This is a genomic window from Microbacterium sp. GXF0217 (genome assembly GCF_054798195.1).
Genome location: NZ_JBSJZG010000001.1, coordinates 334307 through 358267, shown reverse-complemented (window position 1 = coordinate 358267; position 23961 = coordinate 334307). Strand labels below are relative to the sequence as shown.

Genomic DNA, 23961 nt, shown 5'->3' with positions numbered 1-23961 from the left:
CGACGCCCATCACCGACCCGGAGGAATCCCCATGAGCAACGCCATCGCAGACCCCGGCCACGGACACTCGCCTGCCGCCTGGACCGCTGTCGTGGTCATGCTGGTCGGTGTCGCCGCCGGTACTGTCGCCTACTGCTTCGAACAGCCCCTGTTCGTCTGGATCTCGGTCGGGATCATCGTCATCGGCGCGCTGCTGGGGTGGATCCTCGCGAAGGCCGGTTACGGCGTGAAGGGCCCCAAGTACTCGCCGAAGGCGCACTAGTGGTTCTCGCCGACCTCACGGCCGGCGCTGTCGAAGACGCCGAGCGTCGTGCGCTGACGCGCCCGCTCGCCGACGTCGAGAAGGCGGCCCTGGCCCGTCCGGCCGCGAAGGATGCCCGTGCGGCGCTCGCCCCGGCATCCCGCGTCAAGATCATCGCCGAGGTCAAGCGGGCGAGCCCGTCCCGCGGTGCTCTCGCCGAGATCCCCGACCCCGCGCACCAGGCGTCGCTGTACGAGACCGGCGGTGCCTCCGCGATCAGCGTGCTGACCGAGGAGCGCCGTTTCGGCGGCAGCCTCGCCGACCTCGAGGCGGTCACGAACCGCGTCTCCGTGCCGGTGCTGCGCAAGGACTTCATCGCTACGCCTTACCAGGTGTTCGAGGCGCGCGCTGCGGGTGCGGATCTCGCCCTGCTGATCGTCGCCGGCCTCGAACGGCCCGTACTGGCCGAGCTCTTCGACCTCATCACCCAGCTCGGGATGACCCCGCTGGTCGAGACGCACTCCGCCGATGAGATCGCCGTGGCCGCGGACCTCGGAGCTCCTCTGATCGGCGTCAACGCCCGCGATCTGAAGACCCTCGAGCTCGATCGCGCCCTGTTCAGCCGGATCGGGCACCTGATTCCGGACGGCGCGACGAAGATCGCCGAGTCCGCTGTGCTCGCGCCGGAGGATGTCGCGCACTACCGCGCTGCGGGTGCGGATGCCGTGCTGATCGGCGAAGCCCTCGTCACCGGTGACCCCGTCGCCACTCTGCATCGTTTCCTGGAGGTCGGATAAGTGAGTCTGCGTGATCAGCCAGGACCGTTCTTCGGAGACTTCGGCGGCCGCTACATGCCGGAGTCGCTCATCGCCGCGATCGACGAACTGACCGTCGCCTACGAGCAGGCCATCGCAGATCCGGCCTTCCGCGCCGAGCTGGCTGAGCTGCTCAGCAGCTACGCCGGTCGCCCGTCCGCTCTGACCGAGGTTCCGCGCTTCGCCGAGCACGCCGGGGGAGCACGGATCTTCCTCAAGCGGGAGGACCTCAACCACACCGGCAGTCACAAGATCAACAACGTGCTCGGGCAGGCGCTGCTGACCAAGCGGCTCGGCAAGACGCGTGTGATCGCCGAGACCGGCGCCGGCCAGCACGGCGTGGCGACCGCGACGGCCGCTGCGCTGTTCGGTCTGGACTGCACGATCTACATGGGCGAGGTCGACACCGAGCGGCAGGCGCTGAACGTCGCACGCATGCGCCTGCTGGGGGCAGAGGTCGTCCCTGTCAGGACCGGGTCGCGCACCCTGAAGGACGCGATCAACGACGCGTACCGCGACTGGGTCGCCACCGTCGAGACGACGAACTACATCTTCGGCACCGCGGCCGGTCCGCACCCGTTCCCCGCCATGGTGCGCGACTTCCAGAAGATCATCGGCGAAGAGGCGCGCGAGCAGCTGCTGGCCACGGCGGGTCGTCTGCCGGATGCCGTGGTCGCCTGCGTCGGCGGCGGATCCAACGCGATCGGGATGTTCGACGCGTTCCTCGACGATGAGGCCGTCGCGCTGTATGGCGTCGAGGCGGCCGGCGACGGGGTCGACACCCCGCGCCATGCGGCATCCATCGAACGCGGACGCCCAGGCGTGCTGCACGGTGCGCGCACGTACGTGCTCCAGGACGAGGACGGCCAGACCATCGAATCGCATTCGATCTCGGCCGGACTCGACTACCCGGGAGTAGGACCAGAGCACTCCTGGCTCGCCGACATCGGCCGGGCAGAGTACATCCCCGCCTCAGACGACGAAGCGATGCAGGCGCTGCGGCTGCTGAGCCGGACCGAAGGCATCATCCCCGCGATCGAATCGGCGCACGCGCTGGCCGGAGCCATCCGGATCGGGCGGGAGCTCGGCCAGGACGGCATGATCGCCGTCTGCCTGTCCGGCCGCGGCGACAAGGACATGGACACCGCAGCGCAGTACTTCCACCTGTACGACGAGGAGCCCGGCGCATGAGTCGTGTCGAGGACGCCATCCGCCGGGCGAACGAACAGGGCCGCGGCGCCTTCGTCGGATATCTGCCCGTCGGCTACCCGGACCTGGACACGAGCATCAGAGCGGCGATCACCCTCGCCGAGAACGGCGCGGATGTCATCGAGCTGGGCCCGCCGTACAGCGACCCGGTGATGGACGGTCCGCTCATCCAGGAGGCCACGCAGGCCGCGCTGGCGGCCGGCTACCGCACGAAGGATCTCTTCACGGCGCTGCGCGCGATCACCGCGGCGACCGACGTTCCCGTCGTCGTCATGACCTACTGGAATCCCGTCGTGCAGTACGGCGTCGACCGTTACGCCGACGACCTCCTGGCCGCAGGCGCGGCCGGGCTCATCACGCCGGACATCACCCCGGAGTCCGCGGCCGACTGGATCGCCGCGAGCGGGCGGACGGGCCTCGACCGCATCTTCCTCGCCGCTCCGACGTCCACGGATGAGCGGCTCGACCTCGTGTCGTCATCGTCGACGGGCTTCATCTACACCGTGTCGACCATGGGCATCACGGGGGAGCGCGCCGAGCTCGACAAGGCCGCTCGTACGCTCGTCGGGCGTCTCCGCGAACACGGCGACAACCGCGCCTGCGTGGGCATCGGCATCTCCACCGCCGAGCAGATCGCCGCCGTCCTCGAGTACGCGGATGGCGCGATCGTCGGCACGGCCCTCGTCCGCGCTCTCCGCGACGGCGGCATCGACGGCCTCGCCGCCGCGACACGCACCCTGGCAGCCGGTACGGCGCTGTCCGCTCGCTCCGACCAGAGAAACTAGAATCGCACTCATGTCCCTCGCGCTCTCCAGCACCCTGAACGGTGTGCTCACCAGCATCCCGAGCCCGCCCGAGAACACTTTCACGCTGTGGCCCGGCGGTCCGACGATCTACTACTACGCGCTCTGCATCATCGCCGGCATCATCGTCGCCACACTGATGACCAACCACCGCCTCACGAAGCGCGGCGCCGAGCCCTGGATCGTCATCGACATCGTGATCATCGCGGTGCCGCTCGCGATCATCGCGGCCCGGTTCTACCACGTGTTCACCCACCCGAACGATTACTTCGGCGAGGGGATCAACACCTGGAATCCCTTCCAGCCCGGTTCGATCTGGGCGATCTGGGAGGGCGGAATCGCCATCTACGGCGCGCTCATCGGCGGTGCGGTCGGCGCATGGCTAGGCTGCCGCTGGGCGAAGATCCGATTCTGGAGCTTCGCGGACGCACTGGCGCCCGGCCTGCTGCTCGCTCAGGCGCTCGGCCGCTTCGGCAACTGGTTCAACCACGAGCTGTTCGGTCTGCCGACCGACGTCCCGTGGGGACTGGAGATCGAGTCCGACAACGCGGCGTTCCCCCCGGGGCTCGCCGACGGCACGCTGTTCCACCCGACGTTCCTCTACGAGGTCATCTGGAACGGTCTTGGAGTGCTCGTCCTGCTCTGGCTCGGTCGCAACCTCTACTTCCAGTGGGGCCGGCTCTTCGCGGTCTACCTCATCTGGTACAGCGCCGGGCGCATCGTCTGGGAATCGATCCGGATCGACCCGAGCGAGATCATCCTCGGCCTGCGCAGCAACGTCTGGGCAGCCATCTTCGGCGTCGTCGTCGGCATCATCATCCTCATCGTCCAGACGCGCCGTCACCCCGGCCGCGAGACGTCGGTGTACCAGCCCGGCTACAGCCGGAAGGATGTCGACGCTGATGTACAATCGCAGGACAATCCCTCTGACTTCGTCGACGTGAGCGAGCCTCCGGCCGGAGAGGTCACCGCAGGAGCCACCGCCACAAGCACCGCTCCCACGAACGGGGCTGGCACCCGATAAAGCCGCCTCGTAGCGGGAGATCCATTGCACTGAACGAGCGGGCCGACGTCGTCCCCGGTGTCACTTGAATATCTGAGGACGGTAACTGGTGTACTTCCAGCCTCCCTACGGCGCCTCCGGCGCCTACCCCCCGAAGCAGGGCATGTACAACCCGGCGTTCGAGAAGGACGCCTGTGGCCTCGCCATGGTCGCGACTCTCCGCGGTACGCCTGGGCACGACATCATCCAGCAGGCTCTCGAAGCACTGCGCAACCTCGAGCACCGCGGCGCCATCGGCTCGGATGCCGGCACCGGTGACGGCGCGGGCATCCTGACCCAGATGCCGGACGAGTTCCTTCGGGCGGTGGCCGGATTCGAACTGCCTCCGGTCGGCGAGTACGCCGTCGGACTCGCCTTCCTCCCGCTGCACGCGGGGGAGCGCCGCACCCAGAAGGCGGGCGTCGAGAAGATCGCTCGCGAAGAGGGACTCACGGTTCTCGGCTGGCGTGTCGTCCCCACCGTCAACGAGCACCTCGGCAAGCTCGCGGACGAGGCCCGTCCCGCGTTCGAGCAGCTCTTCGTCGCCCGACCGGCGAAGGGCGATGTCCCTGCGCTGTCGGGGATCGAGCTCGACCGCGTCGCCTACCGGCTCCGCAAGCGCGCAGGGCACGAGATCGGCGCCTACTTCGTCTCGCTGTCCAGCCGCACCCTCGGCTACAAGGGCATGGTCACCACGCTGCAGCTCGAGCCGTTCTACCCCGATCTGCAGGATGAGCGCTTCGCCAGCGAACTCGCCGTCGTGCACTCGCGCTACTCCACCAACACCTTCCCGTCCTGGCCGCTCGCGCAGCCGCTGCGGATGCTCGCGCACAACGGTGAGATCAACACCGTCGGCGGCAACCGCAACTGGATGCGCGCCCGCCAGTCGCAGCTCGAATCCGAGCTGCTCGGCGACATCCGCCCGCTGCTGCCCATCTGCACAGACGGCGCCAGCGACTCGGCATCCTTCGACGAGGTGCTCGAGCTGCTCACCCTCACCGGACGCAGCCTTCCGCACGCCATCATGATGATGGTTCCCGAAGCGTACGAGAAGCAGGCCGACATCTCGCCGGAGCTGCGCGCCTTCTACGAGTACCACTCGAACCAGATGGAGCCGTGGGACGGGCCCGCCGCGCTCATCTTCACCGACGGCACGCTCGTCGGTGCGACGCTCGACCGCAACGGTCTGCGCCCCGGACGCTGGACGGAGACCACCGACGGGCTCGTCGTGATCGGATCCGAGACCGGTGTGCTCGAGTTCGAGCCGGAGCGCATCAAGCGCCGCGGCCGACTGCAGCCCGGCAAGATGTTCGTCGTCGACACGGCCGCAGGCCGCATCGTCGAGGATGCCGAGATCAAGCAGCACCTCGCAACGCTGCACCCCTGGCAGGAGTGGCTCGACGAGGGTTCGGTGCGTCTGGCAGATCTGCCGGAGCGCGAGCACATCGTGCATCCGCCGGCATCCATCACGCGCCGCCAGCGCACCTTCGGCTACACCGAGGAAGAGGTGCGCATCCTGCTGACCCCGATGGGTCAGAACGGTGCGGAGCCGCTCGGCGCCATGGGATCGGACACACCCATCGCCGTCCTCAGCGAGCGTCCTCGTCTGCTGTTCGACTACTTCACGCAGCAGTTCGCTCAGGTGACCAACCCGCCGCTGGACTCGATCCGCGAAGAGGTCGTCACGAGCCTCAAGCTCGGACTCGGACCGGAGCGCAACCTGCTCAGCTGGGGTCCGGACCACGCGCACACCGTGACGCTCGATTTCCCGGTCATCGACAACGACGAGCTGGCGAAGATCCGGCACATCGACAAGGCGATGCCGGCACGGCGTTCCGTCACGATCCGCGGTCTCTACCACTTCGATGCGGGCCCGCAGTCGATGCCCGACCGCATCGAGGAGATGTGCGCCGAGGTGGATGCCGCGATCGAGGACGGCGCCGAGTTCGTCATCCTCTCGGACCGCGACTCCAACAAGGACCTCGTTCCGATCCCGTCCCTGCTGATGGTGTCGGCGATCCACCACCACCTCATCCGCCGTGAGAACCGCATGAAGGTCGGTCTCATCGTGGAGGCGGGCGATGTCCGCGAGGTGCACCACGTCGCGACGCTGATCGGCTACGGCGCTTCGGCGGTGAACCCGTACCTGGCGATGGAGACGGTCGAGCACCTGGTGCGCACCGGCTTCATCACCGGCATCTCGCCCGAGAAGGCCGTCCGCAACCTGATCTACGCGCTGGGCAAGGGCGTGCTGAAGATCATGTCGAAGATGGGCATCTCCACGGTGTCGTCGTACGCCGGCGCCCAGGTGTTCGAGGCCGTCGGCCTGAGCCAGGAGATCGTCGACGCCTACTTCACGGGCACCGAGACCAAGCTCGGCGGCATCGGCGTCGACGAGGTCTACGCCGAGAACCAGGCGCGTCACGACTACGCCTACCCCGAGGATGCCGCGGCACGCGCTCATGAGCGGCTGTGGACCGGCGGCGAGTACCAGTGGCGTCGCGACGGCTCGCCGCACCTGTTCAACCCGGAGACCGTCTTCCGGCTGCAGCATTCGACCCGCACCCGTCGATACGACATCTTCCGCGAGTACACGAAGCTCGTGGACGACCAGGCCTCCGAGCTGAAGACGCTCCGCGGACTGTTCTCGCTGCGCACCGGGCACCGCAAGCCGGTGCCGCTCGACGAGGTCGAGCCGGTCAGCGAGATCGTGAAGCGGTTCTCCACCGGCGCGATGAGCTACGGCTCGATCTCCCGCGAGGCCCACGAGACGCTCGCGATCGCGATGAACCGCATCGGCGGCAAGTCGAACACCGGCGAGGGCGGCGAAGAGCCGGATCGTCTGATCGACCCCGAACGCCGCAGCTCGATCAAGCAGGTGGCATCCGGCCGATTCGGCGTGACCAGCCAGTACCTCACCGAGGCCGACGACATCCAGATCAAGCTCGCGCAGGGCGCCAAGCCAGGTGAGGGCGGCCAGCTGCCCCCCGGCAAGGTCTACCCGTGGGTGGCTCGGACGCGTCACGCCACGGCTGGTGTCGGTCTGATCTCGCCCCCGCCCCACCACGACATCTACTCGATCGAAGACCTCAAGCAGCTGATCTTCGACCTGAAGCGCGCGAACCCCGAGGCCCGCATCCACACCAAGCTGGTGAGCCAGTCCGGTATCGGCGCGGTGTCCGCCGGCGTCGCGAAGGCGCTCAGCGACGTCATCCTGGTCTCCGGACACGATGGTGGCACCGGTGCGAGCCCGTTGAACTCGCTCAAGCACGCGGGCACCCCGTGGGAGCTCGGTCTCGCCGAGACGCAGCAGACGCTCATGCTCAACGGCATGCGCGACCGCGTCGTCGTCCAGGTGGACGGTCAGCTCAAGACCGGGCGCGACGTCATCATCGGCGCGCTGCTGGGCGCCGAGGAGTTCGGCTTCGCGACGGCTCCGCTCGTCGTGAGCGGATGCATCATGATGCGCGTCTGCCACCTCGACACCTGCCCCGTGGGCGTCGCGACGCAGAACCCGGTGCTCCGCGAGCGCTTCACCGGAAAGCCCGAGTTCGTCGTGAACTTCATGGAGTTCATCGCCGAAGAGGTGCGCGAGATCCTCGCCGAGCTGGGGTACCGCTCGCTGGACGAGATCATCGGCCGCAGCGACCTCATCGAGACCAACGCGGCGATCGCGCACTGGAAGACCGACGGACTGGATCTGTCGCCGATCCTCGAGGGACCGGTTTTCCCGGCATCCGAGCCCCGCCGCAGCGGCCGCGAGCAGAACCATGAACTGGACGAGCACTTCGACGTCCAACTGATCGAGATGGCGCAGGAGGCGCTCGCGGACGGTTCACCCGTCCTCGTCGAGCTGCCGATCCGCAACACCGAGCGCGCTGTCGGCACGATGCTCGGCCACGAGGTCACATCGCGCTACGGCGCGGCAGGTCTGGCGCGCGAGACGATCGACGTGACGCTCACCGGCACCGCAGGACAGTCGCTGGGCGCGTTCATGCCCGCCGGCATCGCCCTGCGTCTGGAGGGCGACGCGAACGACTACGTCGGCAAGGGTCTCTCCGGTGGCGACATCACGATCCGTCCGCCTCGCGGAGCGACGATCGTGCCGCAGGAGAACGTCATCGCCGGCAACGTGATCGGCTACGGCGCGACCGGCGGGACGATCTTCATCTCCGGTGTCGTCGGCGAACGGTTCCTGGTGCGCAACTCGGGTGCCACGGCCGTCGTCGAGGGCGTGGGCGACCACGCGCTGGAGTACATGACCGGTGGCCTCGCCGTGATCCTCGGGACGACGGGCCGCAACCTCGGCGCCGGGATGTCGGGCGGCATCGCGTACATCCACGCGCTGCGCACGGACAAGATCAACGCGCAGTCCCTGGACAGCGGCGAGCTGCGTCTCGAGCAGCTCGATCGCGCCGACCTCGAGGTGCTCCGGAGCCTTCTCACGGAGCACGTCGAGCGCACGGCATCCCCGTTGGCGGCAGACATGCTCGCCGATTTCGACAACGTGGCGAATGAGTTCGTCAAGGTGCTTCCGCGCGACTTCGCCGCGGTGCAGAACATGCGCCAGGAGGCGGAACAGGCCGGGCTCGACCCGGACGGCGACGTCATCTGGAACCGGATCCTGGAGGTGACCGGTGGCTGACCCCAAGGGCTTTCTGAAGGTGACGGAGCGCGAGCTTCCCGCCCGCCGCCCCGTCCCGGTTCGCATCATGGACTGGAAAGAGGTCTACGAGGCGGGTGACCAGGCGGTGCTGCGCCGCCAGGCCGGCCGCTGCATGGACTGCGGCGTCCCGTTCTGCCATTCCGGCTGCCCGCTGGGCAACCTGATCCCGGAGTGGAACGATCTCACCTGGCGCGGCGAGGGCCGCTCGGCGATCGAACGTCTGCACGCGACGAACAACTTCCCGGAGTTCACCGGTCGGCTGTGCCCAGCGCCGTGCGAGAGCTCGTGCGTACTCGGCATCAACCAGCCTGCGGTGACCATCAAGCAGATCGAGGTCTCGATCGTCGACGAGGCGTTCTCGCACGGCTGGGTCGAGGCCGAGCCGCCGGAGCGGCTCACCGGCAAGACCGTCGCGGTCGTCGGCTCGGGTCCTGCAGGACTCGCCGCGGCCCAGCAGCTGACACGTGCAGGGCACACCGTCGCCGTGTTCGAGCGCGACGACCGCATCGGCGGCCTGCTGCGCTACGGCATCCCCGACTTCAAGATGGAGAAGAGCCACGTCGAGACGCGCCTTCGCCAGATGCAGGAGGAGGGCACGCGCTTCCGCGCCGGCGTCGAGATCGGCAAGGACATCAGCTGGGCCGACCTGCGCGCCCGGTACGACGCGGTCGTCATCGCGACCGGATCGACCGTTCCGCGCGACCTGGCGATTCCGGGTCGCGACCTGGACGGCGTGCACTTCGCGATGGAGTACCTCGTCGAATCGAACCATGCGGTCGCCGGCGACAAGGTCGCCAACCAGATCACGGCCGAAGGCAAGCACGTCGTCGTGATCGGCGGCGGTGACACCGGAGCCGACTGCATCGGCACCGCCCACCGCCAGGGTGCGCTCAGCGTCACGAACCTCGCGATCGGCCGTCAGCCGGGCGACACCCGGCCGGATCACCAGCCGTGGCCCATGATGCCGACCGTGTTCGAGGTGTCCTCGGCGCACGAGGAGGGCGGCGAGCGGATGTATCTCGCGTCGACCGTCGAGTTCCTCTCCAACGACGCCGGTGAGGTGCGCGCGCTGCGCGTCGCCGAAACCGAGTTCGTGGACGGCCGTCGTGTGCCCAAGAGCGGCACAGAGCGCGAGATCCCCGCCGACCTCATCCTGATCGCGATGGGCTTCACCGGCCCCGAGCAGGACGGGTACACCGAGGAGACGCTGCCCCAGGTCACCGACCGCGGCAACTTCCAGCGCGACGACGCCTATGAGTCGACGATCCCCGGCGTGTTCGTGGCCGGAGACGCCGGCCGCGGGCAGTCGCTCATCGTGTGGGCGATCGCCGAGGGGCGTGCCGCCGCGGCGAGCGTTGACCGCTTCCTGATGGGCGAGACGGTGCTGCCTGCACCGGTGCGTCCGACGGATGTCGCGATCGGTCTGCAGCCCGCGTAGGCTGACTGCGGCACCGTCGCCAGTTCCATTCATCTTCTACCCTGGAGACTTCTGTTGAGACGCGCGAAAATCGTCGCCACCCTCGGCCCCGCAACGAGTTCCTATGAGAACGTGCGGGCCATCATCGAAGCCGGAGTGGATGTCGCCCGACTGAACCTCAGCCACGGCGACTACTCCGTCCACGACGCCAACTACGCCAACGTGCGCCGCGCCGCCGACGACGCAGGCAAGGCCGTGGCCGTGCTCGTCGATCTGCAGGGCCCGAAGATCCGTCTCGGCAAGTTCGAGGCCGGCCCCTACGAGCTCGAGGTCGGTGACATCTTCAAGATCACCATCGAGGACATCATCGGCAACCGCGAGATCTGCGGAACCACGTTCAAGGGCCTGCCGCAGGACGTCAAGCCCGGTGACTTCCTGCTCATCGACGACGGCAAGGTCCGAGTCGAGGTCGTCGAAACCGACGGCACTGTCGTCACGACCAAGGTCATCGTCGCCGGTGCCGTGTCGAACAACAAGGGAATCAACCTGCCCGGTGTCGCCGTCAACGTGCCCGCGCTGAGCGAGAAGGACGAAGCGGACCTCCGCTGGGGTCTGAAGATCGGTGCCGACCTCATCGCGCTGTCGTTCGTCCGCAACGCCTCGGATGTCGTCCGCGTGCACGAGATCATGGCCGAAGAGGGCGTCAAGGTCCCCGTCATCGCCAAGATCGAGAAGCCGCAGGCCGTCGACGCGCTCGAAGAGATCGTCGACGCGTTCGACGGCATCATGGTCGCCCGTGGCGATCTCGGCGTCGAGCTGCCGCTCGAGGCGGTCCCGATCGTGCAGAAGCGCGCTATCGAGCTGGCCCGTCGCAACGCGAAGCCTGTCATCGTCGCCACGCAGATGCTCGAGTCGATGATCTCCAGCCCGGTTCCGACGCGCGCCGAGACCAGCGACGTCGCCAACGCCGTCCTGGACGGCGCCGACGCGGTCATGCTGTCCGGCGAAACGAGCGTGGGGGAGTACCCCATCGTGGTCGTCGAGACCATGGCGCGCATCGTCGAGTCCACGGAGGAGCACGGCCTGGAGCGCATCGGTCGTCTCACGAACAAGCCGAAGACGCAGGGCGGGGCCATCACGCTCGCGGCCCTCGAGGTCGCCGAGTTCGTCGACGCGAAGTTCCTGTGCGTGTTCACGCAGTCCGGCGATTCGGCACGCCGCCTGTCGCGACTGCGCTCGCGCATTCCGATGATCGCGTTCACGCCGGAGCCCGGCATCCGTCGCCGCATGGCGCTCACCTGGGGCATCCGATCGAACCTCGTCGAGGTCGTGCAGCACACCGACCTGATGTTCCACCAGGTCGACGACTACCTGCTCGGCAACGGCCTCGCCACCGAAGGCGACAAGGTCGTCGTGATCTCCGGATCCCCTCCCGGAATCGTCGGCTCGACGAACGACATCCGCGTCCACAAGGTCGGGGATGCCGTCGGCGGCGCCGCTCCGATCTACAAGGCCGCAGGGGTCTGATGCGCGGCGTCGAGGGGAGCGGGTCCGCGATCTCGCTCCCCTCGACGTTCCTGCGATGACGAACCTGCTGCGCCGCGCGGGGTGGTGGGTCCGCGACTACGCCTACGCGCTCGCGTGGCAGGCGCGGGCCTACGTCGATCGGACGGACCCCGAGTCCTACGCCTCGGGCTCGCGGCTTCCCGTCATCGTGCTTCCCGGCGTGTACGAGACCTGGCAGTTCATGCGGCCTCTCGTGACGGCGATGCACGAGAGCGGTCACCCCGTGCATATCGTGCGGGCGCTGCACCGCAACCGACGTCCGATCCTGGAGATCGCGGCAGATGTGACGGAGTTCCTCGAGAGCGCCGATCTGCAGGACGTGATCATCGTCGCCCACAGCAAGGGCGGTCTGGCGGGAAAGCTCGCCATGACGGGAACGGCCGGCGGCCGCATCCGCGCCATGCTGGCGATCGCGACGCCCTTCCAGGGGTCCGCGTGGGGACGGATCATGCCGTGGCGCACACTGCGGGCGTTCTCTCCGCTGGATCCCGCGATCGTCGAGCTCGCCAGGGAGCTGGACGCGAACACCCGGATCGTGTCGATCTATCCGCGGTTCGATCCCCACATTCCCGAGGGCAGCGAACTGTCCGGCGCGAAGAACGTGCCGCTCGACACCGGCGGCCACTTCTGGGTGCTCACGCATCCCCGCATCCTCGACGAGCTCGAAGAACTCGCGGACTGATCGGAGCGGGCCGCGTTTCGACGCGGCATCCGTCTCGATTCGGATGCTCGGGGGGAGACTTGGCTCATGGCGTTCACGCCGGACCCGATGATCTCGTCGATTCGCGAAGACTCGCCGGCTCGCTCTCGGACGAGCACGCGTCGAATCGGCCTCGTGATACGTCTGGGGCGCCGTGTCCGCCGGCCTGCTTGCGGTGCTCAGGGAGCTGTTCCACCCGCGTCAGCGGTCGTTCTTCCGGCAGGTGTCGAACTTCTCCGGGAGAGCAGTGACTGCGCGAGCGGCGGATGCTGGACCGAACTCACGCTCCAACCCCGCGACGGGCAGACGCTCCCGAGGAACTCGCTGCGGAGATGGGTGTGACCCGTCAGCGTGAGCGTTCTGAACGCAGGCGTCAGTACCACGAGCACTACCGCCGGGTCGCGATGAGGGTCAGCGACGCCCCCATGAGATCAGGTTCCGACCTCGACAGAAACCACTACGCCCCGAAGATGCCGAGGGCCTCGATGCTAATCGCGCTGGCGACAGAAGCCAGGGCTCGCCTCTTGCTCGACGTCTCGAGGTGACGAACGACAGGGTTGGTCATCGGTTCCCACTCTGGTGAAGTGATCCGGGCGCGGTGCCCCCGGGCACACGCAGAACGCTGACGCTCGCGATGCTGCGTCTCAGTTCTTCGATGTTCTGGTGCCGGCGGTGGGACTCGAACCCACACGCCCTTTCGGACAAAGCATTTTGAGTGCTCCGCGTCTGCCATTCCGCCACGCCGGCCTGTATCGCGTCTACGACTGTAGCGCAGGATCATGCGCTCTCCGCCGTCGCCGCCGCGCCTGCGTCCGGAGAACGCCCGCTCTCCCGTAGAATGAACGGGTGACCGAAGAACAGGCTGAACAGTCCACGGCATCCGCTCCGCGACGGGTCGTCGTCGCTGAAGACGAATCGCTGATCCGTCTCGACATCGTCGAGATCCTGCGAGACAACGGATTCGATGTGGTCGGAGAGGCCGGAGATGGCGAGACCGCCGTCGCGCTCGCGACCGAGCTCCGCCCCGATCTGGTCATCATGGATGTCAAGATGCCGCAGCTAGACGGCATCAGCGCCGCCGAGAAGCTGCACAAGGGAAACATCGCTCCCGTCGTGCTACTGACTGCATTCAGCCAGAAGGAGCTCGTCGAGCGCGCAAGCGAAGCCGGCGCCCTGGCGTATGTCGTCAAGCCGTTCACGCCGAACGACCTGCTTCCCGCGATCGAGATCGCGCTGGCCCGCCACGAGCAGATCATCACGCTCGAGGCCGAGGTCGCCGACATGGTCGAGCGCTTCGAGACTCGCAAGCTCGTGGATCGCGCCAAGGGCCTGCTGAACGAGAAGATGGGCCTGAGTGAGCCCGAGGCCTTCCGGTGGATCCAGAAGGCATCCATGGACCGCCGTCTCACGATGCAGGATGTCGCGAAGGCGATCATCGAGCAGCTCGCTCCGAAGAAGGCCTGATAGACCTCGCGTCAGGCATCCGCCTCCGTCTGCTGGAACCCGGCGACGGGGAGATGCTCGCTGCTGCATACCAGCGCAACAGTCAGCATCTGGCGCCGTGGGATCCGCTCCGTGAGGACGACTTCTTCACGTCGGACTGGCAGGAGGCGCACGTCGCGACTTCACTCGTCGAAGCGGATGCCGGGCGAAGCGCTCGTTTCGTCCTGGTCGACGACGCCGAACACACCATCGTCGGTCGCGTCAACGTCAACAACATCGTGCGCGGTGCGTTCTGGAGCGCGGACCTCGGCTACTGGATCGACGGCGCACTGTCCGGTCGAGGGCTGATGACGCGTGCGGTCGCCGCAGCGCGCGCGCACGCGGCATCCGTTCTGCAGCTGCACCGGCTGCAGGCGGCGACGCTGCTGCACAACACGGCGTCGCAGCGCGTGCTCGCGGCCAACGGCTTCGAACGGATCGGCGTCGCCCCGAAGTACCTGCACATCGCGGGGGAGTGGCAGGATCACATCCTGCTCCAGCGCATCCTCACGCCCTGAGCACGCTCAGGCGGGCAGATCCTTGATCAGGTTCGTGATGCGGACCGTCGAGCAGCGGCGCCCCTGATCATCGGAGATCGCGATCTCGTGCACGGTCATGCTGCGACCCAGGTGGATCGGCGTGCACACACCGGTGACGGTTCCCGAGGTGGCCGAGCGCGTGTGCGTGGCGTTGATGTCGATGCCCACGGCAAGGCGCCCCGGTCCCGCATGCAGATTCGCGGCCATCGAGCCCAGCGACTCGCCCAGGACGACGTACGCACCGCCGTGCAGGAGCCCGACCGGCTGCGTGTTGCCCTCGACGGGCATCGTCGCGACCGCGCGGTCGACGGCAAACTCGGTGAACTCGATGCCCATCTTCTCGGCCAGGGCTCCCATGCCCCGTGCGGTCGCCCACTCCAGGCCGGTCATCTGGATGCTGTCGCTCACTGATCCTCCTCAGCGCGTGTCTGTCGTCCTCGTTAGGCTGACAGGGTGACGGACTCCGCAAAGCCTACCCTCATGGTCGTCGACGGCCATTCGCTCGCCTATCGTGCTTTCTTCGCGCTCCCGGTCGAGAACTTCACGACGAAGGACAACCAGCACACGAACGCCATCTACGGCTTCCTGTCCATGCTGGTCAACCTCATCAAGGCCGAGAAGCCGACGCACATGGCGATCGCGTTCGACACGTCACGGCACTCGTTCCGCACCGACGAGTACCCCGAGTACAAGGCCACCCGCTCCGAGACGCCGCAGGAGTTCCGCGGCCAGATTCCGCTCCTGCAGGACTGCCTCGCGGCGATGTCGATCCCGGTGCTCACGAAAGAGGGCATCGAGGCCGATGACATCCTCGCGACGCTGGCGCAGCAGGGCTCGGCACAGGGGTACGACGTGCTGGTCGTCTCTGGCGACCGCGACACGATCCAGCTGGTGAACGACGAGGTGACCCTGCTGTATCCGTCCGTGCAGGGCGTGTCTCAGCTGAAGCGCTACGACCCGGCCGCGGTCCAGGAGCGCTACGGCGTTCGACCGGAGCAGTACCCCGACATCGCCGCTCTCGTCGGCGAGACCAGCGACAACCTTCCCGGGGTGCCGAAGGTGGGCGAGAAGACCGCCGTGAAGTGGCTGACACAGTTCGGCAGCCTCGACGAGCTCATCGAACGCGCGGACGAGATCAAGGGCGTGGTCGGCGGCAACCTGCGCGATCACATTGATGACGTGCGCCGCAACCGCCGACTGAACCGTCTGCTCACCGACGTCGAGCTGCCCCTCGCCCCCGGCGACCTCATCGTCACTCCGATCGACGCACAGGCCGTGCGCGACATCTTCGCGCGACTGGAGTTCCGCACACTGCTGCCACGCGTGTTCGAGGCGGTCGGCGCGGAAGCGGTCGAGGACGACGCTCCGGCCGTCGCGATCCCCGCGCCGGCCGGAGCGTCGGCCGGCGACATCGCCGCGTGGCTGTCCGAGCAGAGCGATGAGCTCGCTGTCACGCTGGTGCTCGCCGGCGGGCTTCCCATCCGCATCGGCGTCGCCGGAAGCGCGGGCCTGCACGAGGTCGACTGGAATGCTGAGACGGCAGAGGCTCTGCGCGCCTGGCTCGAGTCGACGGCACCGAAGGCCATGCACGATGCCAAGCCGCAGGTGAAGGCGCTGCTGCGCGCCGGCATCCGCATCGGCGGCCTCGCGTACGACACGAGCCTCGCCGGCTGGCTCCTGCGCCCGAGCTTCCCGGACAAGACGCTCGGGAACCTCGTCGAACGCTACCTCGGCGAGAAGCTCCCCGAGGCGGACCCCACCCAACTCGTCCCCGAGACCGACGGCGCGACCCCGGCGCAGGAGGCCTGGTTCACCCTGCGGACCGCAACGGCGCTGCGCTCCGACCTTCCGGAGTCCGTCGCGGCCGTGCTCACCGACATCGAGCTGCCCACGCTCCTCGCACTCGCCGACATGGAGATCGCCGGCGTGGCCGTATCGCACGATGTCCTCTCGGCGTTCTCGGGAGAGCTCGGCTCGCGCGCAGATGCGATCGCTCAGGATGCCTTCGCCACGATCGGGCGCGAGGTCAACCTCGGTTCGCCGAAGCAGCTGCAGGAGGTGCTGTTCGAAGAGCTGCAGCTCCCGAAGACACGCAAGACGAAAACCGGCTACTCCACGGATGCCGCGTCGCTGGCCGACATCCAGGAGAAGAGCCCGCACCCGTTCCTCGAGCAGCTGTCCCAGCACCGCGAGGCGACAAAGCTGCGGCAGATCATCGAGTCGCTCGACACCGCGATCAAGGACGACCACCGCATCCACACCACGTACGTGCAGACCGGCAGCCAGACCGGTCGGCTGTCCAGCACCGATCCGAACCTGCAGAACATTCCCGTGCGCACTGAGGAGTCGCGGCGCATCCGCAGCGCGTTCCAGGTCGGCGAGGGCTACGAGACCCTGCTCACCGCGGACTACTCGCAGATCGAGATGCGCATCATGGCGCACCTGTCCGGCGACGAGGGGCTCATCGAGGCGTTCAACAGCGGCGAGGACCTGCACCGCTTCGTCGGGGCCAGAGTGTTCGGCGTCGACCCGGCGGATGTGACGTCAGCGATGCGCACCAAGGTCAAGGCGATGTCGTACGGTCTCGTCTATGGTCTCAGCGCCTTCGGGCTCTCCAAGCAGCTGCGCATCGAACAGGCCGAGGCCAAGCAGCTCATGCTCGAGTACTTCGCGCGGTTCGGTGCCGTGCGCGATTACCTGCGCGCGTCGGTGCTCGCGGCCAAGGAGGTCGGGTACACCGAGACGATCTTCGGCCGTCGCCGACCGTTCCCCGACCTCACCAGCCCCAACCGTGTCCTCAGGGAGAACGCGGAGCGGGCGGCGCTCAATGCACCGATCCAAGGGAGCGCGGCCGACATCATGAAAATCGCGCTGTTCCGCATTCACGAGGATCTGGTCTCGGCAGGGCTGCGTTCGCGCGTGCTCCTGCAGATCCACGACGAACTCGTGGTCGAGGTCGGGCCGGGGGAGTGGGACGCCGCCGAGCAGATCGTGCGCACCCGCATGGCGGATGCCGCGGATCTCTCCGTCCCGCTGGACGTCCAGGTCGGTCGAGGGCACGACTGGAACGAGGCAGCGCACTAGGTGGCGGCGGGGGTGCGCGCAGTACGCTGGACGGATGACCACAACTCCGCGCACCCCCACCGCGATCGATCAGGTCGCCGAGGAATGGGTCGATGATCTCGCCGTCCTCGCGCCGACTCTGGGCACGTACATCGGCCGCAACGAGGCGAACGACCGCTATGCCGATCTGAGCCCGGAGGGCCAGGAGCATTACGCATCCGAAGTCCGCCGCACATTGGCGAAGCTCGATGCCCTGCAGCCCGCCGACGCGATCGACGAGGTCACCAAGGCGGATCTGAGCAGCGAACTGCGGCTCGAGCTCGAACTGCACGATGCGCAGTGGCACCTGCGCGATCTCAATGTGATCGCTTCGGCACCGCAGGACATCCGTTCGGTCTTCGATCTGATGCCGATCGCGACGACCGACGATTGGGACATCGTCTCCGCGCGTCTGGGCGCGATCCCGGCGGCGCTGCGCGGCTACACCGCCACTCTGCGCGAGGGCATCTCCCGCGGCGTCACTCCGGCCAGGCGTCAGGCGGTCGAGGTGGCGAAGCAGATCGAGCGCTACACGGCCGACGACGGCTTCTTCGCCGCGTTCGTCGCGGAAGCAGCTCCCGCGGAAGGCGAGCTGCCGGCGTCACTCGCGCGCACGCTCGCCGACAACGCTTCAGCAGCGCGCGTCGCCTACGACGAACTGCGCACATTCCTCGCGACGACCATGGCCGATGCCGCCGGCGAAGTGGATGCCGTCGGGCGCGACCTCTACGCCCTGAACTCGCGGCGATTCCTCGGCGCGACGATCGACCTCGATGAGACGTACGAGTGGGGCATCGAGGAGCTGAAGCGCATGGTCGCCGAGCAGACGGCGATCGCGAACGAGATCCTGCCGGGGTCCACGGTCGAGGAGGCCGTCGCGCACCTCGAATCGGATCAGGCGCGCAAGCTCCACGGCACGGAGGCGCTGCAGCAGTGGATGCAGGCGACGAGCGATCGCGCCGTCGCCGAGTTGGGGGCCACGCACTTCGACATCCCGGAGGAGATCCGCACGCTGGAGTGCATGATCGCGCCGACCCAGGAGGGCGGGATCTACTACACCGGCCCGACGGACGACTTCTCCCGCCCAGGGCGCATGTGGTGGTCGGTTCCGGAGGGCGTGACCGAGTTCGACACCTGGCGTGAGCTCACCACGGTCTACCACGAGGGCGTTCCCGGCCATCACCTGCAGATCGCCCAGGCGGTCTACAACCGCTCGGAGCTGAACTCCTGGCGACGCCTGCTCGCCGGCACATCGGGGCACGCCGAGGGCTGGGCCCTGTACGCGGAACGGCTCATGCAGCAACTCGGTTACCTGGACGATCCCGCCGACCGGCTCGGGATGCTGGACGGACAGCGCATGCGCGCCGCCCGCGTCGTGCTCGACATCGGCGTGCACCTCAACAAGCCGCGCCTCGACGGCCAGGGCGTCTGGGATGCGGACTACGCGCTCGACTTCATGCGCAAGAACGTGAACATGTCCGACGAGTTCGTCCAGTTCGAGGTCAATCGCTACCTCGGCTGGCCCGGGCAAGCACCGTCGTACAAGGTCGGGCAGCGGATCTGGGAGCAGGTGCGCGCCGAGTATCAGGCACGCCAGGGCGACAGGTTCGACGTCAAGGACTTCCACAAGCGCGCCCTCGACATGGGCGGCGTCGGACTCGACACGCTGCGAACCGCCCTGCTGCGCTGAACTCCGGTTGGGGGAATGCCACGGCGACCGCCATGGTTCATTCACCTGAATAGGAAAGGGTTGACATGGACATCGAGTTCGGGCTGGACACCTTCGGCGACATCACGCGGGGCGCGGATGGCATGCTGATCACGGCATCGCAGACAATCCGCAATATCGTCGAGCAGGCCGAGCTCGCCGACAAGGTCGGCGTCGACTTCTTCGGCGTGGGGGAGCACCACCGGGCCGAGTTCGCCGTGTCGGCGCCGGAGATGGTGTTGGCCGCGATCGCTTCGCGCACCGAGCGCATCCGGCTCGGCACCGCCGTCACGGTGCTGTCCTCCGACGATCCGGTGCGCGTGTACGAGCGCTTCGCGACGCTGGATGCCGTCTCGAACGGCCGCGCGGAGGTCGTCCTCGGGCGCGGATCGTTCATCGAGTCCTTTCCCCTCTTCGGCTTCGACCTGCGCGACTACGATGCGCTGTTCGAGGAGAAGCTCGACCTGTTCGTCGAACTGCTGAAGGAGAAGCCAGTCACGTGGTCGGGCACCATGCGGCCTGCGCTCGACGCCGCCGATGTGTTCCCCAAGACCGAGCACGGGCTGCGCACGTGGGTCGGTGTCGGAGGAAGCCCGGAGTCCGTCGTGCGGGTCGCCCGTCACGGCCTGGGTCTCATGCTCGCCATCATCGGCGGTCCGGCCGCGCGCTTCGCCCCGTTCGTCGATCTCTACCACCGCTCGGTGGCCAGCTTCGGCACCACATCACACCCGGTCGCGGTGCACTCGCCCGGCCACATCGCGCAAACGGATGACGAAGCGTGGGATGCCGCCTACGAAGGCTTCGAGGCGATGAACAACACGATCGGTGCCGAGCGAGGCTGGCCGCCCTACAGCCGCGCGCGTTTCCAGAACGATGTCGGTCCAGCAGGTGCGATCTACTCGGGTTCACCCGAACGCGTCGCCCAGAAGATCGCGGAGACCGTCCGCACGCTCGGCCTCGGACGCTTCGATCTGAAATACGCCACCGGCACGCTCTCGCACGAGCAGATGATGCAGAGCATCGAGCTGTACGGCACCGAGGTGATCCCGCGGGTTCGCGAGCTCCTCGCCGGCTGATGCACGCCGCGAGCCCTGCTCGGCTCTACGATGAGGGACATGGCTGACACTCTGCCGAGCCGGGCATCTCTCGCCGGTCGGCTCGACGATCTCCCGTTCACGCGGCGCCACCTGAAGGTGCTGACCGGCTCCGGCATCGGCTGGGCCCTGGATGCGATGGATGTCGGGCTCATCTCGTTCATCATCGCGGTGCTCGCACAGCAGTGGGATCTGACCAAGACCGAGTCGGGCTGGATCGCCTCCGTCGGATTCATCGGCATGGCGATCGGCGCGAGCGTCGGCGGGTTGCTCGCCGATCGCCTCGGTCGGCGGCAGGTCTTCGCGCTGACGCTGCTGATCTACGGTGCCGCCACCGGCGCGAGCGCCCTCGTGGGCGGCGTCGCCGCCCTTCTCGTGCTGCGGTTCTTCGTCGGCCTCGGGCTCGGCGCCGAGTTGCCGGTAGCCTCGACCTACGTCAGCGAGTTCGCGCCGAGCCGGATCCGCGGACGCCTGATCGTCATCCTCGAGGCGTTCTGGGCGGTCGGGTGGACGGCGGCGGCGCTCATCGGATACTTCGTCATCCCGGCATCCGACGATGGCTGGCGCTGGGCCTTCGCCCTCGGTGCCGTTCCCGCGATCTACGCGATCGTCGTTCGGTGGGGTCTGCCCGAGTCGCCGCGCTGGCTCGCCGGGCGCGGCCGCATCGCGGAAGCCGAGCGGATCGTCTCGACCTTCGAAGCGGATGCCGGAATCATCACGGGCCCAGCGATCCGCAAGGAGCCGCCGTCCCGCGCGCTGGCCGTCACGACCCGCGCACGGCTCACCAGCCTGTGGAACGCGGAGTTCCGCGTGCGCACGATCTGCATCTGGCTGGTCTGGTTCTGCGTCAACTTCGCCTACTACGGTGCCTTCATCTGGATCCCCAGCATCCTCGTGGATGCCGGGTACGACCTGGTGCGCTCCTTCGGCTTCACACTGTTGATCACGCTCGCCCAGTTGCCCGGCTACGCTGTCGCGGCGTGGCTGATCGAGGTGTGGGGCCGGCGGCTCACGCTCTCCGTGTTCCTCGCGGGTTCGGCGATCTCGGCCGTGCTGTTCGGCACCGCGACCGGCGAGGTCTCGATCATTGCAACAGGCATGGCACTGTCGTTCTTCAATCTCGGCGCCTGGGGCGCTCTCTACGCCGTCACGCCCGAGATCTATCCGACATCGCTGCGGGGGACCGGCACCGGATGGGCCGCTGGTGTCGGCCGGATCGCGTCGATCATCGCACCGCTGCTCGTGCCGGTGCTGCTCGCCGCTGGGGGCGCTCCACTGCTCTTCGTCATCTTCGCTGCGGTGTTCGTCGTCGCCGCGGTCGCCGTGTGGGGGCTCGTCGACCGCAGGGGGAAGGCACTCGACGACCGCTGACGCGCTCCGGAACGCCCGCGCGCAATAGGCTGGAGGGCGTGAGTGCAGTGAGATTCGTGGCGATCGGCGATTCGTTCACCGAGGGCGTCGGCGACGAGCTTCCGGACGGTCGCGTGCGCGGCTGGGCCGACATCGCAGCGCAGGGCTGGGCGGATGCCGCAGGCCATCCCATTCAGTACGCGAATCTCGCGATCCGCGGAAAACTGGCTTGGCCGATCGTCGAGCAGCAGCTCGAGCCGGCGCTCGCGCTGCATCCGACGCATCTGTCGTTCAACGGGGGCGGCAATGACATGCTGCGACCCCGGAGCGATATCGAGCACATCGCCGATGCGTTCTCGCGCGTGCTCCGGCGCTGCGATGAGGAGGGCGTCACGCTGATTCTGCTGTCCGGCGCCAATCCCTCGGGTCAGCTGCCGCTCGGGGCTCTCGTGCAGCGCAGGGGAGATGAGCTGTCGGATGCTGTGATCCGCCGCGTGGAGAATCGCTCAGACGTCGTGCGCGCCTTGAACTGGCAGGATGCCGAGCTGTCGACGACGCCGTACTGGTCGGAGGACCGGCTCCACATGAACGCGGCCGGGCACCACCGCGTCGCGGCGCGCGTCCTGCACGGTCTCGGGCAGGAGCCGCCCGCAGCGTGGTGGTCGCCCACCGCGTACCCGCCGGCGGGTCCGAGCGGCTTCGCGTACTATCGCCAGCATGTGGGTCCGTGGGTGAAGCGTCGCGTCACCCGGACCTCATCCGGCGACGGGCGCGAGCCCAAGTTCCCGACCTGGGTCGAACTGGCCCCCCGATGACGACGGCGCGGAGCCGACGGCTGCCACGCCGGATCACGCAGCTGCTCGTCGGACTGTTCCTGTACGGCATCGGGATCGCCTTCATCGTGCGCGGCGAGATCGGCGCGTCCCCGTGGGACGTGCTGACGCAGGGGATCGCGAATCACGTCCCGCTCACCTTCGGGACGATCACCGTGTTCACCAGTGTGGTGGTGCTGCTGTTCTGGATTCCGTTGCGGCAGAAGCCCGGAGTCGGAACGCTGCTGAACGCGCTGCTCGTCGGTCCGGCTGCGGATGTCGGGCTCGCGCTGATCCCGCCTGGTCAGGCTCTCTGGTTGCGGATCGTCTTCTTCGTGGTCGGCCTCGTGATGCTGTCCGCCGCGACCGGTCTGTACATCGGAGCGCATTTCGGTCCAGGCCCCCGCGACGGCCTGATGACGGGACTGCACCGCGTCACCGGGTGGCGGATCTGGATCGTGAGGACCGCGATCGAGGTCACGGTCGTGCTGGTCGGCTGGGTGCTGGGTGGCAACGTGGGCATCGGCACGTTGGCGTTCGCGCTGCTCGTGGGCCCGCTGTGCCAGTACTTCATGCGGATCTTCGCCATCCGTCTGCCCGAGCGAGACATGGCGCCGACGACGTGAGCGACTTCGAGCTCGCCCGGATCCCCGCGGGGACCGTCACTCTGCACGACGCGCGACGCAATGAGCACCGGCGCGTCGTGCTCGAGGAGTTCGAGATCGGCGTGTTCGCGGTGACAGAGGAGCAGTTCGCCGAGGTCCTCGGCATCGCATCCCGGCATCCGAGGCGGCCGGCGGCTGACCTCAGCTGGCTGCGCGCGGTGCGGTTCTGCAACGCGGCATCCGAGTGGGAGGGCCTGGACCCGGCATACACATTCGACGGCGAAGACGTGACGTGGCACGTGGACAGCGACGGCTATCGTCTGCCGACCGAGGCCGAATGGGAGTACGCGTGCCGGGCAGGGTCGACGGGTCCGCACTACGGTCCACTCGCGGACGTCGCCTGGACGAGCGCGGACGGTGTCCGGCACCCTCAGGACGTCGGCGGCCGGCTGCCGAATCTGAACGGGCTGTTCGACACACTCGGGAACGTGTGGGAGTGGTGCTGGGATCTGCTGGATCCGGCGCGCTACGACGACTACCGAGTGTTCCGAGGCGGCGGATTCGACGACGACGCCTGGAGCGTCAGGGCCTCCGTCCGTCGCGGCGGAGCACCGCGCATGTCGCATGCCGACGTCGGCATGCGACTCGCCCGCGGCGGGTTCGACGCCGTGGATGCTGCGCAGGGCTGGTCCGCGCGCACAGACCGGGAGCGCGCGTTCGTGGACGGAGCCCGACCGATCGGCTGGACGCCGCGGCGCTGATCCGGACCGTGTGTCAACCCCCTGGTGGCAGGGAACAGGCTTCGAGAGA

General features: G+C 67.9%; 19 protein-coding genes and 1 tRNA gene. 18 read left to right on the top strand and 2 right to left on the bottom strand.

Translation table 11 applies throughout. The features are described from left to right. The first annotated feature begins 31 nt into the window (after positions 1 to 31). From ACWAT3_RS01825 to ACWAT3_RS01785, 9 genes are all read left to right on the top strand, one after another. Complete coding sequence (locus tag ACWAT3_RS01825) at positions 32 to 262, top strand: HGxxPAAW family protein (RefSeq protein ID WP_460795399.1); 231 nt, start codon at positions 32 to 34, stop codon at positions 260 to 262. Further along, positions 262 to 1038: an indole-3-glycerol phosphate synthase TrpC gene (gene trpC, locus ACWAT3_RS01820; protein ID WP_460795397.1), complete on the top strand. Its 777-nt coding sequence runs from the start codon at positions 262 to 264 to the stop codon at positions 1036 to 1038. The genes ACWAT3_RS01825 and trpC overlap by 1 nt, the downstream gene beginning before the upstream one ends. Next, entirely contained in the window at positions 1039 to 2247 is a 1209-nt protein-coding gene (trpB, locus tag ACWAT3_RS01815) for a tryptophan synthase subunit beta (protein WP_460795395.1), read from the top strand. It begins immediately after the preceding gene. Next, entirely contained in the window at positions 2244 to 3050 is an 807-nt protein-coding gene (trpA, locus tag ACWAT3_RS01810) for a tryptophan synthase subunit alpha (protein WP_460795393.1), read from the top strand. The genes trpB and trpA overlap by 4 nt, the downstream gene beginning before the upstream one ends. Positions 3051 to 3060: 10 nt before the next feature. Then, on the top strand, positions 3061 to 4092 hold the full coding sequence (lgt, locus tag ACWAT3_RS01805; RefSeq protein ID WP_460795392.1) for a prolipoprotein diacylglyceryl transferase: 1032 nt from the start codon (positions 3061 to 3063) through the stop codon (positions 4090 to 4092). A 142-nt stretch (positions 4093 to 4234) separates the two neighbouring features. After that, positions 4235 to 8755, top strand: coding sequence for a glutamate synthase large subunit (gene gltB, locus ACWAT3_RS01800; RefSeq protein WP_460795860.1), 4521 nt, complete (start codon positions 4235 to 4237; stop codon positions 8753 to 8755). Continuing rightward, positions 8748 to 10214: a glutamate synthase subunit beta gene (locus tag ACWAT3_RS01795; RefSeq protein WP_460795390.1), complete on the top strand. Its 1467-nt coding sequence runs from the start codon at positions 8748 to 8750 to the stop codon at positions 10212 to 10214. Before gltB ends, ACWAT3_RS01795 begins: the two co-directional genes overlap by 8 nt. Positions 10215 to 10268: 54 nt before the next feature. Beyond that, a complete protein-coding gene (pyk, locus tag ACWAT3_RS01790) occupies positions 10269 to 11720 on the top strand; it encodes a pyruvate kinase (protein WP_460795388.1) in 1452 nt (483 codons plus the stop codon). A 55-nt stretch (positions 11721 to 11775) separates the two neighbouring features. Then, positions 11776 to 12441 (top strand): esterase/lipase family protein, encoded by a 666-nt coding sequence (locus ACWAT3_RS01785; protein ID WP_460795386.1) that lies wholly within the window; start codon positions 11776 to 11778, stop codon positions 12439 to 12441. A 679-nt stretch (positions 12442 to 13120) separates the two neighbouring features. Here the strand turns inward: ACWAT3_RS01785 and ACWAT3_RS01780 are convergent. Continuing rightward, a tRNA-Leu gene (locus ACWAT3_RS01780) sits at positions 13121 to 13206 on the bottom strand. A 99-nt stretch (positions 13207 to 13305) separates the two neighbouring features. Here ACWAT3_RS01780 and ACWAT3_RS01775 point away from each other — a divergent pair. Then, positions 13306 to 13923 (top strand): ANTAR domain-containing response regulator, encoded by a 618-nt coding sequence (locus ACWAT3_RS01775; RefSeq protein ID WP_429460418.1) that lies wholly within the window; start codon positions 13306 to 13308, stop codon positions 13921 to 13923. Continuing rightward, complete coding sequence (locus ACWAT3_RS01770; RefSeq protein ID WP_460795384.1) at positions 13833 to 14459, top strand: GNAT family N-acetyltransferase; 627 nt, start codon at positions 13833 to 13835, stop codon at positions 14457 to 14459. Before ACWAT3_RS01775 ends, ACWAT3_RS01770 begins: the two co-directional genes overlap by 91 nt. Positions 14460 to 14465: 6 nt before the next feature. On the opposite strand, the gene ACWAT3_RS01765 is transcribed toward ACWAT3_RS01770, so the two are convergent. Next, a complete protein-coding gene (locus tag ACWAT3_RS01765; protein WP_460795858.1) occupies positions 14466 to 14870 on the bottom strand; it encodes a hotdog fold thioesterase in 405 nt (134 codons plus the stop codon). Positions 14871 to 14933: 63 nt separating this feature from the next. On the opposite strand from ACWAT3_RS01765, the gene polA reads away from it, so the two are divergent. The 7 genes from polA to ACWAT3_RS01730 all read left to right on the top strand — a co-directional run bounded on the left by polA (position 14934) and on the right by ACWAT3_RS01730 (position 23912). Further along, the gene (gene polA, locus ACWAT3_RS01760; RefSeq protein ID WP_460795383.1) at positions 14934 to 17564 is read left to right on the top strand and encodes a DNA polymerase I; all 2631 of its coding nucleotides are present in this window, start codon (positions 14934 to 14936) and stop codon (positions 17562 to 17564) included. A gap of 34 nt (positions 17565 to 17598) precedes the next feature. Further along, the gene (locus ACWAT3_RS01755) at positions 17599 to 19272 is read left to right on the top strand and encodes a DUF885 domain-containing protein (RefSeq protein WP_460795382.1); all 1674 of its coding nucleotides are present in this window, start codon (positions 17599 to 17601) and stop codon (positions 19270 to 19272) included. Between the two features lie 65 nt (positions 19273 to 19337). Next, positions 19338 to 20366, top strand: coding sequence for an LLM class flavin-dependent oxidoreductase (locus tag ACWAT3_RS01750; protein ID WP_460795380.1), 1029 nt, complete (start codon positions 19338 to 19340; stop codon positions 20364 to 20366). 39 nt (positions 20367 to 20405) lie between these two features. After that, the gene (locus tag ACWAT3_RS01745; protein WP_460795378.1) at positions 20406 to 21755 is read left to right on the top strand and encodes an MFS transporter; all 1350 of its coding nucleotides are present in this window, start codon (positions 20406 to 20408) and stop codon (positions 21753 to 21755) included. A gap of 38 nt (positions 21756 to 21793) precedes the next feature. Next, positions 21794 to 22549, top strand: coding sequence for an SGNH/GDSL hydrolase family protein (locus ACWAT3_RS01740; protein ID WP_460795377.1), 756 nt, complete (start codon positions 21794 to 21796; stop codon positions 22547 to 22549). After that, entirely contained in the window at positions 22546 to 23172 is a 627-nt protein-coding gene (yczE, locus tag ACWAT3_RS01735; protein ID WP_460795375.1) for a membrane protein YczE, read from the top strand. Before ACWAT3_RS01740 ends, yczE begins: the two co-directional genes overlap by 4 nt. Further along, on the top strand, positions 23169 to 23912 hold the full coding sequence (locus ACWAT3_RS01730) for a formylglycine-generating enzyme family protein (protein ID WP_460795373.1): 744 nt from the start codon (positions 23169 to 23171) through the stop codon (positions 23910 to 23912). Before yczE ends, ACWAT3_RS01730 begins: the two co-directional genes overlap by 4 nt. The last annotated feature ends 49 nt before the right edge of the window (positions 23913 to 23961 follow it).